Annotated in this window: 16 protein-coding genes; 6 read left to right on the top strand and 10 right to left on the bottom strand. The window is 58.7% G+C overall.

The window, feature by feature from the left end; genetic code table 11:
* Window positions 1–62 precede the first annotated feature (62 nt).
* From ACVWXF_RS09900 to ACVWXF_RS09890, 3 genes are read right to left on the bottom strand one after another with little or no spacing between them, the layout of a single operon-like run.
* Window positions 63–566: an AbrB family transcriptional regulator gene (locus tag ACVWXF_RS09900; RefSeq protein ID WP_238376799.1), complete on the bottom strand. Its 504-nt coding sequence runs from the start codon at window positions 564–566 to the stop codon at window positions 63–65.
* Window positions 563–1012: a Fur family transcriptional regulator gene (locus ACVWXF_RS09895; RefSeq protein WP_457416287.1), complete on the bottom strand. Its 450-nt coding sequence runs from the start codon at window positions 1010–1012 to the stop codon at window positions 563–565. The genes ACVWXF_RS09900 and ACVWXF_RS09895 overlap by 4 nt, the downstream gene beginning before the upstream one ends.
* 29 nt (window positions 1013–1041) lie before the next feature.
* Entirely contained in the window at window positions 1042–1365 is a 324-nt protein-coding gene (locus ACVWXF_RS09890) for a DUF1825 family protein (protein ID WP_011434128.1), read from the bottom strand.
* Between the two features lie 150 nt (window positions 1366–1515).
* On the opposite strand from ACVWXF_RS09890, the gene cobT reads away from it, so the two are divergent.
* A complete protein-coding gene (gene cobT / locus ACVWXF_RS09885; protein WP_457474290.1) occupies window positions 1516–2643 on the top strand; it encodes a nicotinate mononucleotide-dependent phosphoribosyltransferase CobT in 1128 nt (375 codons plus the stop codon).
* On the opposite strand, the gene clpS is transcribed toward cobT, so the two are convergent.
* The 3 genes from clpS to ACVWXF_RS09870 form a co-directional block, all read right to left on the bottom strand.
* A complete protein-coding gene (gene clpS, locus ACVWXF_RS09880) occupies window positions 2592–2897 on the bottom strand; it encodes an ATP-dependent Clp protease adapter ClpS (protein ID WP_011434126.1) in 306 nt (101 codons plus the stop codon). The genes cobT and clpS overlap by 52 nt on opposite strands.
* Before the next feature lie 171 nt (window positions 2898–3068).
* Entirely contained in the window at window positions 3069–4910 is a 1842-nt protein-coding gene (locus ACVWXF_RS09875; RefSeq protein WP_457474289.1) for a hypothetical protein, read from the bottom strand.
* A gap of 140 nt (window positions 4911–5050) precedes the next feature.
* A complete protein-coding gene (locus ACVWXF_RS09870) occupies window positions 5051–5446 on the bottom strand; it encodes a hypothetical protein (RefSeq protein WP_457403774.1) in 396 nt (131 codons plus the stop codon).
* Between the two features lie 112 nt (window positions 5447–5558).
* Between ACVWXF_RS09870 and ACVWXF_RS09865 the strand changes: the two genes are divergently transcribed.
* The 3 genes from ACVWXF_RS09865 (at window position 5559) to ACVWXF_RS09855 (ending at window position 9017) form a co-directional block, all read left to right on the top strand.
* Window positions 5559–6227, top strand: a complete 669-nt coding sequence (locus ACVWXF_RS09865; RefSeq protein ID WP_414399463.1) for a RibD family protein — start codon at window positions 5559–5561, stop codon at window positions 6225–6227.
* Window positions 6228–6846: 619 nt separating this feature from the next.
* Entirely contained in the window at window positions 6847–7047 is a 201-nt protein-coding gene (locus ACVWXF_RS09860; protein ID WP_041436785.1) for a DUF2811 domain-containing protein, read from the top strand.
* A gap of 149 nt (window positions 7048–7196) precedes the next feature.
* On the top strand, window positions 7197–9017 hold the full coding sequence (locus ACVWXF_RS09855) for a tetratricopeptide repeat protein (protein ID WP_457474288.1): 1821 nt from the start codon (window positions 7197–7199) through the stop codon (window positions 9015–9017).
* Here ACVWXF_RS09855 and rpaB read toward each other — a convergent pair.
* The 3 genes from rpaB to deoC form a co-directional block, all read right to left on the bottom strand.
* Window positions 8990–9730, bottom strand: a complete 741-nt coding sequence (gene rpaB / locus ACVWXF_RS09850; protein WP_011434119.1) for a response regulator transcription factor RpaB — start codon at window positions 9728–9730, stop codon at window positions 8990–8992. The genes ACVWXF_RS09855 and rpaB overlap by 28 nt on opposite strands.
* Window positions 9731–10192: 462 nt before the next feature.
* Window positions 10193–11050, bottom strand: coding sequence for a DNA repair protein RecO (gene recO / locus ACVWXF_RS09845; RefSeq protein WP_457474287.1), 858 nt, complete (start codon window positions 11048–11050; stop codon window positions 10193–10195).
* The gene (gene deoC / locus ACVWXF_RS09840) at window positions 11047–11742 is read right to left on the bottom strand and encodes a deoxyribose-phosphate aldolase (RefSeq protein ID WP_457474286.1); all 696 of its coding nucleotides are present in this window, start codon (window positions 11740–11742) and stop codon (window positions 11047–11049) included. The genes recO and deoC overlap by 4 nt, the downstream gene beginning before the upstream one ends.
* On the opposite strand from deoC, the gene ACVWXF_RS09835 reads away from it, so the two are divergent.
* Window positions 11717–11935, top strand: a complete 219-nt coding sequence (locus ACVWXF_RS09835) for a hypothetical protein (protein ID WP_457474285.1) — start codon at window positions 11717–11719, stop codon at window positions 11933–11935. The genes deoC and ACVWXF_RS09835 overlap by 26 nt on opposite strands.
* A gap of 29 nt (window positions 11936–11964) precedes the next feature.
* On the opposite strand, the gene ACVWXF_RS09830 is transcribed toward ACVWXF_RS09835, so the two are convergent.
* The gene (locus ACVWXF_RS09830; RefSeq protein WP_414343843.1) at window positions 11965–12429 is read right to left on the bottom strand and encodes a redox protein; all 465 of its coding nucleotides are present in this window, start codon (window positions 12427–12429) and stop codon (window positions 11965–11967) included.
* A gap of 174 nt (window positions 12430–12603) precedes the next feature.
* On the opposite strand from ACVWXF_RS09830, the gene ACVWXF_RS09825 reads away from it, so the two are divergent.
* A complete protein-coding gene (locus ACVWXF_RS09825; protein ID WP_457474284.1) occupies window positions 12604–13485 on the top strand; it encodes a LysR family transcriptional regulator in 882 nt (293 codons plus the stop codon).
* The last annotated feature ends 589 nt before the right edge of the window (window positions 13486–14074 follow it).

Genomic DNA, 14074 nt, shown 5'->3' with positions numbered 1-14074 from the left:
TTTCGTGACATACTCCGGCACTCATGCTGATGCACAGAGGGCGGGGCTTCCCGGCGGTCTAGCTAACTCGTGCCCGGCTGAACGAGCAGTCGCACCACCCAGGGGACGACCACGACGACACTGATCAGGCGTGCCAAGTGCATGACCACCACTGTGCTGGTTTGGGCTCCCATATCCAGGGCTATCAAGCTCATGTCGGAAATGCCTCCTGGAGCTGTGCCCAAGATGGCAGTCAAGCGCTCGATCCCCAGCCAACGGGAGATCAGGTACCCCGACAAGACCCCTGTGCTCACCGCAATCACCGTACAGAGCAGGGCCGGTCGCCACAGATCTTTCAGGGCCAGAAGCGTATCGGCAGTGAGCTTAGTACCCAAAAGAATGCCCAACACCACCTGCATGGCAAAACGGATCCCGGCTGGGGGAGCGGGAATTGGGATCGCCCCCCAGACATTCACCAGACCCACCGCCACCATGGAGCCCACCAGCGCTCCCGCCGGAAGCCTCAGCTTGACCCCGATCAGGGCGCCAGCCAGCCCGATCAACACCGTCCAGAGATAGCTCATCATTTGGGCTTAGCTTTGAGAAAAGAGGAACGCCGTGAGTCCGGGCTTGGCCCAACCCCTCTACGGCACTGGGCACAGACGCCGTAGAAGTCAAGCACATGGTACTCGATCGCGAATTGGTACTGACTGGAAAGCTGTGCCTCCAAATCTTCCACCGGACAATCGGGCAAAGGCACCACCCGCCGACATTCGGTGCAGATCAGGTGGTGGCGGTTGTGGCCATTGCTGGGCAGAACCTGGTAGTAGGTCTGCTGATCTCCCAAGTTGACCGCTTGCAGCTTGCCCTCATTGCGCAGAGCATCCAAAACTCGATAAACCGTGGCCAGACCGACGGTGTGGTTGGCATTGCGCAACTCCAGAAAGATCTCTTGCGCCGAAAGGGGTTGTGAACGATGCTCTAGCACCTCCAGAATCAATTTCTGGTTGCGGGTCTGGCGGGAAGAAGACATGATCCCTTCGTGTAGGTCGTTCTTGGGGGTCAACGCTCAGCGTCTGCCTCAGCTTTCATGCGCTCTAGGGTCTGGTGCATCTGGTCAAACATTTGGGTCAGGGAGAGCCCAAACCCCCCAAGCTGAGTTTGCAGTTGTTTGATGGTCATTTGAGCCATAAAGTCGTCGGAGAGTTCCAGCCGCTTCATGAAAATGCGCTGGCGCTCCAGCAACTCCTCCATCTGTTCGATGAAGATTTTTTTGCCTTCCCGGTCGAATTGGCCGTACCGTTGACCAAGCTGCATCAGGTTTTGGAAATCCTGAAACAGTTGCTTGGCTTCCTCTTGGACGATCTCAGAGTCGAAGAAGCTCATGGCCTTCCGTTTGCCCTGAATAAACTGCATTGGGTATACCCATCCTATCCGAATCCGATTGCCTCAGCAGGAGGCAACCCCTCCTGCGAGTACGGGATCCCGCCCTTCTGGCTCAAGATAAGCTCTGGCTTGTTTGCCTCCGTGTCGGCTATGCTTCCGTTTCCTTGTGTTAAGGCCTACACTCAGCCGACTGTGGCCCGGCGGTGGTGCGAACGGGTGCAGGGATCCCGACCTCTGTTTCTGGCCTGCTTGGGGTTTACCGAAACGGCTCTTGTTCCGGGCATTTCGGCTGCCGGCGCTACCCCCTCCTTGCGTCGCTACACAGCTCTTGCCGATGGCGAAGTGTTGCTGGCGGGCCATTCTCACCGCTTGCCCACCTCTCCGGATGGCTATCCTTCTCCGGTGGTGATCAGCTGCGCCATCCTGAGGGAGTTGGGGATCCCGTGCCGAGTGTTCGATTGTGGCTTGCCGGAACCTTTGCCGGGGGCAGAAATGGTGAGCTCTGGGGGAGTGGCCCGCTGCTTGAGCACAGGACAGGCTCTGTCTTTGGAGCAGGTGGGATCCCTGTGGCAAGAAGGGTACGACCGCGGATCCCGGCTGGAGCAAGGCTACTGTGTGATTGGGGAGTGTGTGGCAGGGGGCACCACCACGGCGCTGGCGGTGTTGTTGGGACTGGGGTGGGCAGCAGAGGGCATGGTAAACAGCAGCCACCCGGTCTGCAACCACGCCCAAAAGCTGGCCTTGGCCCGGCAGGGATTGGCCCGTCTGCCAAGGGGAGCTTCTGCTGCTGAGGTGGTGGCGGCAGTGGGGGATCCCATGCAGCCCTTTGTGGCCGGGTTGGCGATGGGCGCAGCGCAACGGGGAGCGGTGCTGCTGGCAGGGGGAACCCAAATGTTGGCGGTGCTGGCCTTGATGCAGCGCTGGGGGGAAGAGCAGGGGATCCCTTGGCCCCCGGAGAACGTGGTTGTGGGAACTACCCGCTGGGTGGCAGAGGATCCCTCGGGCAATACGGTGGCCTTGGCAGAGTTGTTGGGGGTTGCTCCCCTTTTGGCCACCCAACTGAGCTTTGCCAATAGCCGCTATCTGCCTCTACAGGCTTACGAGCGGGGCTATGTCAAGGAAGGGGTGGGGGCGGGTGGGCTGGCCATTGCCAGCAGCCTTTACGCCGGTTGGGGCCAAGCGGAGCTGTTGGCAGCAGTTGAGCGCAGCTACGAACGCCTGGTGCTTCAGGCCGGCTCCAAGGGGGCCATGGTCAACCCCTCCCGCAGCAATTGCTGATGGTAGAGCTCCGCCTGTTCTTGAGGGCCGACCCAAACAACTGCTTGCCCTTCGGCATCCACCTGCACGGTCAGTTGCCGCGCTAGGGGCAAAGTCATGCCGGGGATGTATTTCAGCAGACATTCCGTAACGTGCTGAAAGGTATTGAAATCGTCATCCAAGACGATCACCTTGAAGTGGGGGTAGGGCTGGCGAACCTGGGTTCTCGAGGGCGAGAACTGCTGAGCAGGTCGAGTTGGAGCTTCCGTAGTCATAGCAGAAGAGATCGACACAACTACCGAGTAACTTGGGTCTCTCAGGGGTGAGAAACCGGTCGCTTCTGATGATCTATCTAGTTTCTAGTCTAATTGGCATCTTGTTGGCAGCTTGTGTCTGTATTCGGATCCCTTGTCGGTCGTTGGCGTCAGCGATAGAGCATGGTTCCTCTAAAGCTCTTCCCGCAGCGGGCGGCGGGGCTTTTGCCTGCCGAAGTGGCGCTCGAAATACAGGGCAGTGGCCCGGCGTAGAATCCCGGCTTGGGCAAGGGCCTGACACAGGGATCCGCCTGGCGGCAGGTGCTTCTGGATCTGTTCGATTTGGGCGGCGCTGACCAACCCAGAAGCCTTGAGGTAATCGGCCACGTGGCGTCCCCCCGCCAGTTGAACGGAGTAGCCCCCTTCGCTGAAAAATTTGACGGTCTCCGGCTTGAGGCCACTGTGGTGGGCCAGCACATCTGTGAAGGTGCCCCCTTCCTTTTCCCAAGCGTGAATGACGGTTTCGATGCCGGCATTGTCGATTAGGCCAGCCGCCCGCAATTGGGTCAACACCCGCTGTACCCAGGGGGTGGCCCGCTGCAAGGCTTCCAAGTCCTCTTCCCCCAAATACTGCTGCGGGGGCAATTCGCTTTCTGGGGCACTCAGCTCGGCTGCCCAGTCGGCTACGGTCAGGGCCTTGAGATCCTCTGTCTCTGGCCGGGCTTTCTCCGAAGCTGGGGTCGGTGCAGCTGCAGGTGGGGAAGTTCGCCGGGCTTCGGCTAGCGCTGCGGCTAGAGCACGGTTTTCCGCTTGGGCCGCCTGCAGTTGGGCCTGGAGCTGGCTCACTTGGGCTTGGGCTTCCTGCAAGCGATCTTGAGTTTCTCGCAGTTGGGCTTGGGTTTCTTGGAGCTGCACCTGCAAGCGGTGGGTGGCCTCGGCAGCTTCTTGGCGAACGTGGGCTAGGTCGGCAGTTAAGCGCTGTTTCGTGGACTGGGCCAGTTGGAGTTGATGTTGGTGCTCCTGCAGCGATTGGTTCAGGGCGGCCACTTGGGCTTCCATTTGCTGCAGAGCATGACGCAGGTGGGTTTGCTCTTGGAGCTGCTGTGCCTGAGCCTGCTGTATCTTCTGCTGCTCCTGCAGTTGGGATCCCAGCTCTTGCAGCTTGTGTTTGGCTTGAGATTGCCATTCTGTCAGCTCGTGGCAGCGGCGACGTAGGGTTTCCAGCTCTGCTTGGGCGGCTTGCAGTTGCGCGGATCCCTGAGCTTGCTGAGCTTGGAGTTGCTCCTCCAGTTCCCGAATGCGCTGCTGGGCAGCCTTTTGTTGTTCAGTGCCCTGCTGGATTTGGGCTTCCAATTGGGCAATGCGCTGCTGCTGTTCCTGCTGGCGGGCTTGATGGTCGGCAACCTGCTGCAGCGATTGTTCGACCAGGAGCTGTTGCTGCTGCCGCTGCTGCTCCAGTTGCGCTTCTAAGGTGGCAATTTGCTCTTGGTAGCGCTCCAGTTGGGCTTTGTACTGCTGGGTGGCTTTGTAAGTCTCTTGAGCTACCTGTAGAGGTGAGACGTAAAGAGGGGGCTGATCGGGAATGGTGGACCACTGCTCCACCATCACTTCCCAACTGTTGGCAGCTCCTTTCTGGCGCCGCAGCCGCTGTTGCTTGTCCAAGGCCCATTCCAACCAGTGGGGTTGCACCCAGCCCTGCTGCACCAAGATCTCCCCCAGCTTGCGCTCCGGGTGCTGCCGCTGCTGAATCAGGGCCTGATGGATGTGCTCCAGCTCCAGATACCCATGCAGCACCAAGATCTCGCCGATGCGCACGAATTCGACCGGGATCAACGGATAGAGATCTTGGGGGGCAATCCAGCCGTGCTGCATACACAGCTCCCCCAACATCAAGGGGGTATCGGCCTTTTCCCACATGGCCTGAGCCAGTTGGGCGGGGGTGAGCAGTCCTGCTCGGTTGAGGGCTTCTCCCAAGCGGATCTCAAACTTTTCCTGCTCGATGGCGGTTGGGGTGGGGCTGGTCGGCGGATTCATTGGGCCTCTCGGACGGGAAGAGTAAGCTCTGCTACAACTATCGTAGTGGAAAATCCTTAGAGAAGTAGCATGCTGCAACCGAAACGCATTTTGTCAAGCCGAGGATCCACGGATTTTGCCGGAAGGTCGCTTTTTAAGTCCTAAGAGGGGCGCTGTTCTTGGCTTTGGGCAAACTGTTGCAGCCGCCGCAGCATCAGCAATTGTCCCAAGCCCAAGGGCAGGAGAGAGACGGCCTCTACCCGCAACTGCACCCAGCCGTTCCCCCACAGCCAGTCACAGTAGCCATCGGCTCCTCCCCACATCAGCAGGCGCAGCCGTTCCGGCAGCAGGGTTTCCACCTGGTGCATGATCGAGAGGGGGCCCCATTGGGCCGCAAAGGTGCTGCCCGGCTCCAGCCTTTCGGGAAGGGATCCCTGCAGTTGCTGGGGCCAGATCCACTGCTGCAACAATCCCACCTCTGTCAGACAGCGCTGCACGGTCGATGCACTGGCCTCGACTTCAACCCGGATGGTGGAGGATTGAAATGTCCCTAGCATATCCATTCCGCGTGGGCGCTCTGGTGACCGGTGCCACGGTTCCCCCGGCGATGCCTGACTCTATTCTGGTCAATTTGTAGGGTTTGCCCACCCTTTCTCAGCAATCTTGTCTTTGAATCGTCCCCATTTGGTAGCTATCTTTGCCCAGAGCTTGGATGGAAAGATCGCAGCCCATCGAGCGCAGAGGCCCTCCTTCAGCAGCCCTGAGGACTATCGGCACTTGGAAACCCAAGCTGCCCAGCAACAGGCTTTGATCATGGGGGCCGCCACTCTGCGGGCCTACGGCACCAGTCTGCGTATTCGGGATCCCGAGTTGATCCAACGCAGAACCGCTCAGGGCCTCTCTCCCCAGCCTCTGACGATCATCTGCTCTGGCAGCGGAGATATTCCTGAGGATTTGCCGTTTTTTCGCCAGCCCCTCACCCGTTGGCTGTGGACAACTCCCAAGGGATCCCAAATTTGGCAGAACCGAACCGGCTTTGAGGATATCTGGGTGGCTGCCGATTGGGATCTGCCGGCACGGCTGGCGCGCCTGCGCAGCTTGGGCATTGAACGGGTGGGGTTGTTGGGCGGGGGGCGGCTTTTGGGGGCATTTCTCCAGGCAGGGGCCTTGGATGAGCTGTGGGTTACCCTCGCTCCGGTGCTGCTGAGTGGATATGCCGATGCGCCTGCCAGCATTGAGGGTTGGCAAGTGCAGGGATCCCTGCCCCAGTTGGAGCTGCTGGAATGCCGCCGCGGTTCCAAGGAGCTGTTTTTGCGCTACGGAGTTGAGTGGCCCTGAGAAATGCTCGACACAAACACAAAAATTTTTGGACAAATTCAGATTTCCCGGAAATCCACAGGTTTTCCCCAGACTTTCCACAGGCGGGTGGGCTGTTTTCCACAGGGCCTTTCCCTCAGGGGGCGGCATCGGGGGTTTCTGTGGAAAAGTGGAGGTGGGTAAGGTTCAGGCGACTACACCCTGAGAAACGTAACGGGATCGCGCTGTTTTTTTCGATCCCATCAAGGCCAATGGCAGGCTTTTGTCCGGTTGGATCCCTGGCTTGGGATTGACATCCCCCATAGGGCAGAGGGCAGAATAGCCCCACCTGAGGGCGAGTGGTGTGGAGATTTTCCCGAGCGCTCTCCTTAGAAAGAAAAGACTTCATCTGTTCTACAGCCCACGACAGGCTTAGGAACAGTTGTGAATGCCCTCCCTCCCATCTGCCGGGATAGGGGCAAGCTATGAACCTATATTGCTTGCTTTTCTGCTTGCGAGCCTGCTGAGGCTCTTGGCCTATCTAGGTTGGGTTTTGATGTTGCGGGTTCGCTCTGTTCGAGCTGCCCAAGTTTTGGCTGTGGCCGCAGGTTTTGCGGGATACCGTTTTCTCCCCTCTTAAGCCCGAGTGAGTGGTTGGACTATGAGTTCTCACAGCGTCAGCATTTTGAGCGAAATTCCTGAGGAGCTGCATGACACCCTCCAAAACTACCTCTCCCGCCATCCCGACTGGGATCAGGATCGGGTGGTGACGGCAGCGCTCTCGTTATTCCTGCTCCAAAGCGGGGAGAGCGACCGGCGGGCGGCACGCATCTACTTGGACAGCCTGTTTCGCCGCAACTGAGCCCCAGGGATGGCCTGTGAAAAGTGGGGCAGTGGGAACCTTTTGTTAGCCTGAGTAGGGATCCTGTCCCACTGCTGTCATTTGGACACTGGGGGGAGGGGGCTAAGAAGTGAAAAGGATCTCAAAAGAGGCAAAAAAGAGGCAAAGACGTGCCACGGGGCTTTGGGCGAGGAAAAGACAACCGGCAAGCGGCTGAGTCACAGGATCCAGAGCGGGGATCCGAGATCCCATCCCCAGAGGCGGCTCTGGCGTGGGTTCAACGCTACCGACAGGCGGGGGATCTGAAAGCTGCTCTGCACCTCTGCCGGCAGCTTACCCGCACCCAGCCGCGTTTGTTCGCCGCTCAGGCGTTGCTGGGATCCCTTTATCTCCAGATGGGGGATCCCCGCCAAGCTTTGACCCCCTTGCAACTGGCTTTGCACCTGCGGGGGGATTGGGTGCCGGCCTGGCAGGATCTGGGCGATGCCTGGATGCAGCTTGGCAACCCTGAGGAAGCGGCGCGAGCCTATGAACAGGGCCTGGCCTTTGCGCCCGGTGATGGGCAATTGCTTTTCCGATTGGGCAGTTGTTGGCTTACCTTGGGGAAATTGGCCCCAGCGATTGCGGCGCTACGGCAGGCAGCAGCAGCCCAGCCTCCCCAGGTTTATGCTCTGGCAGCTTTGGGGAATGCCCTGATGCTCGATGGCCAAGCTGGGGAAGCCGAAAGCTGGTTTCGCCAAGCTCTTGCCCTCGCACCCCAGGAGGGGCGAATTCTCGTTAACCTCGGCCATTGCCTGCACCTGCAAGATCGCCTGGAAGAGGCCGCCGATTGTCTGCAACGGGCCATCTCGCTGTTGCCGAGGGATGCCCAGCCCCACAACAACTTGGGCACCATCCTGCAAGAACAAAACCGGCTGGAAGGGGCTATTGAGGCTTATCGGCGCGGCTTACAACTGGCCCCCCACTGGCCGGAGATCCACTACAACCTGGGCACGGCTTTGCTTACCCTGGGCCGCTACGAGGAGGGGTGGCGGGAATACGAATGGCGGCTGCAGCGACAAGAGGCGGCCTACCCGCGCTTTCTTTCGCCTCTGTGGACGGGATCCCCTCTGGGCCGCCAGACCCTGCTGATCTACGCCGAACAAGGGTTGGGGGACACGCTTCAGTTTGTGCGCTACCTGCCGCTGCTGGCCGAGGCCCATCCCCAAGCGCAAATCTGCCTCCGCTGTCAGGGATCCCTTGTCGAGCTGTTCAGAGGGTGCTTCCCCCTTCCCCAGGTGCAGGTGATCTCGGAAACGGATCCCTTGCCCTCTTTCGATTGCCATCTGCCCTTGCTCAGCTTGCCACAGCGGTTGGGCACCACTCTGGAGACGATCCCGGCCCGCATCCCCTATCTTGTCTATCCCGTTCATGCCGGCGGGCCGCAGATCCCTTTGAGCCTCTCCTGGCGGGAAGACTGGCCGGAGCTTTCCCAGGAGCGGATGAAGGTGGGGCTGGTGTGGGCCAGCGGTCGGCGTGCCCATCCTGAGCTCAACCGCGTACAAAGGCCGAAAAGTTGCCCTCTGAATCTGTTGCTCCAGCACTTGCATGGGCCTTCCATCCAGTGGGTTAGCCTGCAGGTGGGGGAAGATCTAAGGCCGCTGGGATCCCTATTGGAGCAGCACCAAGTGTTGGAGCTGGGATCCCGTTTCCGCAGTTTTGTCGATACAGCCGCAGCCGTTGCCCAGTTGGATCTGGTGATCAGCGTTGATACAGCCGTTGCTCATTTGGCCGGGGCGATGGGCAAGCCGGTATGGGTGCTGCTCCCCTTTGCCGCCGATTGGCGCTGGCTGCTCCATCGAGAAGATAGCCCCTGGTACCCCGGGGTAATGCGACTGTTTCGACAAAACACACCGGGAGACTGGGTTGGCGTGTTGAGGCGGGTGCAGGCCGCTCTTGAAGAGAGGTTGCGAGGGATCCCTTCTCAAGACCGTGCCTGTTCCTCTCCCTGAACGATGCGCTGAAATAGATAGCCGGTGCCTCGGGCCGTCAGGATCAGCTCTGGGTTGCTGGGGTCATCTTCCAGCTTGGCCCGCAGCCGCGAGATGTGGACATCCACCACCCGCGTATCCACATGGCGCTCCGGGGTATAGCCCCACACCTCTTGCAAAATCTCGGAGCGGGAAAAAGGCTCCCCCGACCGACTGACCAACAACTCCAGCAGACTAAACTCCATCCCCGTCAGGCGAATGCGCTCGTCCCGTTTGTAGACCTGCCGCTTGTTGGTATCGATGCGAATATCCCCCACTTGAATCACCCCAGAACTGGGGATCCCATCGTGGGCCGACCGCGCCACCCGGCGCAACACCGACCGAATGCGAGCTTCCAGCTCCTTGGGCGAAAAGGGCTTGACCACATAGTCGTCTGCCCCCAGCTCCAGCCCTGTGATACGGTCGGCTACATCGCCCAGCGCCGTCAGCATGATGATGGGGATGTCGGATTCTTTGCGCAGCTCCTGGCAAACCCCATAGCCATCCAGCTTCGGCATCATCACATCCAGCACCACCAGGTCGGGATCCTGCTTGTGGAAAACCTCCAGCGCCTCCTCGCCGTCCGAAGCTGTGACCACGTCGTATCCGATCATGGACAGACGGGTTTCCAAGATGCGTCGAATGCTGGCCTCATCATCGACCACCAGAATCCGTTCCTTACGCTGTGCTTCCACGGTGCTGCAACTCCTGAACTTCTAACGGTACTCGGTAAAAGAGAAATCTGAAAAAGAACTGAGGTGGGCGCTAACTTGAGTTGGGCGGATACAGGAACCTCAGGGGCTGCTCCTCAGTTGGGCAGACTCACCGAGGAAATTGAACACTCACAAGCAATCATCTGCAATTAACCAAAGCCGCACCCCAGGGATGCAGCTCCGGGAAACAAGCACAAAACAGAAGGCCCTCTCAGCAGTCGATTCAATCTTGTTAAAAGCTCCAACTTCAATCCCACCTGATGATGCTGTCCAGTACCTGGTGCAAGGCACTCCTCCCCCCAAACCATTGCTCAAACCTGAGAGGCCTTCGTAAGAAGTTACTTTCCATAACCTAATTTATCATCCAAAATCGGCTGCCAACCCGCCTCGATGCTCTATTTTGCGGCTATTGGGCCGGACTTGATACATACCTTCACAACTTTTTCAGGCCGATGCCCATTTTTCGGGATGTCCCTCAGGAAAAGCTGGGGATCCTTGACCGTTTGCGGTGGGAACAGCGTAGCAACTGGCCAATAGCTCGGCGGAACGGATTTCTCGATCCGTATGATGCTCCAAAACGCGCCGTAACAGACGTTCTGCCTCCAGCCAAGCAGCCAAAGGCAGCGAATCCTCCGGCAGAGGCAGTGTGGAGCTGGGCAGGGATCCCAAGGCACGCAAGGCAGAAGCGGAGACCCAGGCAATCGGGCTGGGCCGCTGGGCCACCCGGCAGGGATCACAGATCAAGCCACCCCATTGGGGGCTGAAAAAAACGCCGTCGACCAACTCCCCTTGACAGAAGTAACAAGCCTGCACCTGAGGGGCGAACCCCGCCAACGCCAGGAGGTGGTACAACCCGTGGGTGAGCAAGGGCAAAACGGCCCGTTCCGAAGCAGCCCGCTCGATGCGTTCCAAGTGTTCGACCAACACCACAAACAGCTCTTCCTGAGCTTGATCGGGCAAGGCCAACAGCAAGGCCACCTCCGCCAAATACTGCGCTGCTGTGAGATGGGCTAAGCTGCGGCTGAGGCGGGGAAAAGTCTGGAGGGTTTCCGCTTGGACAATGCGCTGTAAACGCTGGGAGGTATCTGCTTGGGCAGACCAGCGCCCCCGCACCATCAGCAAGTCGTTGATGACAAAAGGCTCCATCCGCCCTCCCAGCTTGGAAGGCTGCTTACGGGATCCCTTGGCCACCGCCCGGATCAACCCTTGCTCGCGAGTCAAGATGGTTACAATCCGATCCGCCTCTCCCAGGGGGATCCCTTTCAGGTTGATGCCCGTAACCCGGTAGGTGCGGCCACTCATGGGGTTCCTCTGGCTCGCAGCTCTTGCATCAGCTCCAGCCCCCAAGAGGTGCCGATACGGCTGGCCCCCGCCTGGATCATGGCCTCTGCTTGAGCCACCGTGCGAATGCCGCCCGACGCTTTCACCCCCACTTTGCCGCGGCTGAGTTGCCACAACAGTTGCACATCTGCCGGCGTCGCCCCCCCCATCCAGCCGGTGGAAGTCATCAGAAAAGCCGCCCCCGCATCGATACAAATCTCCCCGGCCAGCTTTTTCTCCTCCTCGGTCAGCAGAGCCGTTTCCAAAATGGCCTTGATGCAGACCCCCGTTTCTTCCACCAGTTGGGCAATCTCGGCATGGAGGCGATCCAGCTCTCCCGCCTTGAGCCAAGCCAAGTTGATGCGGACATCCAGCTCCCGGCACCCCTGCTCCACCGCCAGTTGGGCCTCGTAAAGCTTGGCCTCTGCAGTGGTTGTGCCCAGGGGAAACCCCACCACCGTGCTCACCTTGACCGGGGATCCGTGCAGCCGCTCCACCACCCGCGGCACGTAGCAAGGAGGAACGCAAAAAGTGGGGAAACCATAGCGCAGGGCGATCTCACACCCCTGGTCGATCTGTTCTGGAGTAACCATCGGCAACAGCAGCGTGTGGTCGATGTACTCCGCCAAGTTGATCGAGCTATCCGCTATGCCCTTGCGCTCCAGAGAGAGCATTGGTGGATCCCCCAGCACCCATCTTTACTCTAGCTTCAGTTTTCACCTGCAGGGATCCGCAAAGAGGGCTGAGCCTCTGGCCACAGCCAACCCACCAGGGCATCCCTTCGACCCCACAGTGTCCATTCCCTCGGCACAGCTCACCCATGCTGCTGCCCACTTGCGAGCCCTGATTGACTCGCGGCTAGGTTAAGGGAACGGGGGAGGATGATTGGGTTGCCCTCAGGCACAAATGCGGGGCAAAGGGGCGGGTGCCGAGGTCACCTGCAGCAATCGGGGAATACGGCTGCTGTCGTAGATGCGAAATTCCTTTTCCAAGATGGCTTTTTCGTCGCGCACCGCCTGGTTCAACACAATGGATCCCTCTGGATCGGAGACGGAACGGTGAAAAGTGCCGGGAGGAATGCGCAAAATACCTCGATTCGCTTCCAGGCGCACAATATGGAAGGGATCCCGCCAGCTAAAATTCACCAGGTAAAACGTCCGTCCGCCCCATAGAGCCAGCAAGTTGTCCTCTTGGTGTGGATGCATATAAAACTGCCAATAGCCCTGCGGATTGTTGGGGGGACTGATGGCGGGCCCATCGTGGTAAACCAAATCGCGGGCGTTGGATCGCGCAACCGTGATGTCAAAAAAACGCACGCCGGGAGTATCTCGAAATTGATGGAAAGGCAATAGGGCAAACATGGATCTCGACATAGGGACACTTGACCAACGACAGGAAGATAAAGAGGTTTTCACACTGTTTCCCGCTGTTTCGCAGTGTGAAGGAGAAGTTATGTCGTAGTTTAGTCAGGTGCGGCGGAGGGTTCAAACCTGAGATAGCATCACATCTATGCGCAGATCGAATAGATGGGATCCATGAACATCTCACAACTGCAAACCCTGGTGGCTGTGGTGGAGCGGGGGAATTTCAGCGATGCCGCTCTGCAATTGCACATTTCCCAGTCGGCGGTGAGCCGGGCCATTGCCAGCCTAGAGGAAGAATTGGGGGTGACTCTACTGGTGCGCGGTCGCTTTGGGGCGCGCCTAACCCCGGTGGGGGAGCGACTGCTGCGCCATGTCCGCAAAATGCTGCAACTGCGGGAACAAATGGATTATGAGGCCAACCTGGAAAAAGGGTTGCGGGGGGGAAGTGTGCGGGTTGCCGCTTTTCGCAGTGCTGCAACTCATTTGTTGCCACCGGTGATCGCCCGCTTCCGCCAACAATTTCCGCAGATTACCCTCACCCTCACAGAAGAAGATCCGGCCACTGTCGAACATCTGTTGCGATCAGGCCAGGTGGATATTGGCCTGTTGCCCCTGCCGCGGGCTGCTGAGGATCTACAGACGTGGGAGATTGCCCGCGATGAGTTCATTGTGTTGGTTCCGCTGAGTTTTGGGCCCCTGCCGGAAACCCTGACCTGGGAGGATCTTTCCCGTTTTTCCTACATTCTCTACAACTACGCCGAATGTACCACGGCGGTGCGGAACCACTGGGAAGCCGCTCACCAAACCCTCAAGGTGGCCTACTTGGTGAAGGAAGACTCCACCATTGTGAACATGGTGGCACAGGGTCTGGGGGCTGCCATCTTGCCCCGCTTGGCCGCCATTCCCATTCCCGAAGGGATCCAGATCCGTCGGCTGCCGATCCCACTGGAGCGGGTGATCGGGGCTGCCGTTCTGGCCTCTGCGCTGCATCCGCCTGCAGTATTTGCCTTCCTGGAAGCCTTGCGGGGAAACCCATCCCAGTTGCCAAGTTAACATTGCATCGGGAGTACAAGGCAGCTTTGTTGACACCACGCTCATCCATCCAGTGACGCAAGCATTGGTTGCGGACAAACTGGGCAGGGCCTCATCCAAGGCTTGGTATGGCGCTGGAGCGGCGTTGAGGAGTTTGGCTTCCCTGACCAGCATGGGTTTATTTCATTGCAGGTCTATATCATTGCAGGTCTATAGTCATTTCAAACTAGATTGAGACACCCCCGCTGCTGCCCAAACGTTCCACGCCGCTTCCACAATCACCTTTAGATCCTGTCCCAGAGGGAGAAAGGAGCTAGGAAGCAATCTAGGAAGCAATGCAACGGAAATGTTTCATTCCTGTTTAAAATGACAACAACAGGGCAAAAACTGTCCTGGAAGGACGGGGCTTTAGACCCAGTTTTTGGGTAACGCAGTGAAAATCGGCGGCCAATGTACGTTGGGGCAAGGCCAGCAGATCCTCCCCCGCCAATTTTTGAAAAGACTTGCCCACCCCAGTTACAGCCTGTTAAGGGCTCAAGGGGTACAATAGCAGCACTTAGCAAACCAACTTCGGAAGGAGGATGGATTGATCAGTAGTAAAGAAGTCTTC

This window comes from Thermostichus sp. MS-CIW-40, from assembly GCF_054058315.1.
Note: the sequence above shows the minus strand (reverse complement) of the source record. Positions and strands in the feature narration are given on the sequence as shown.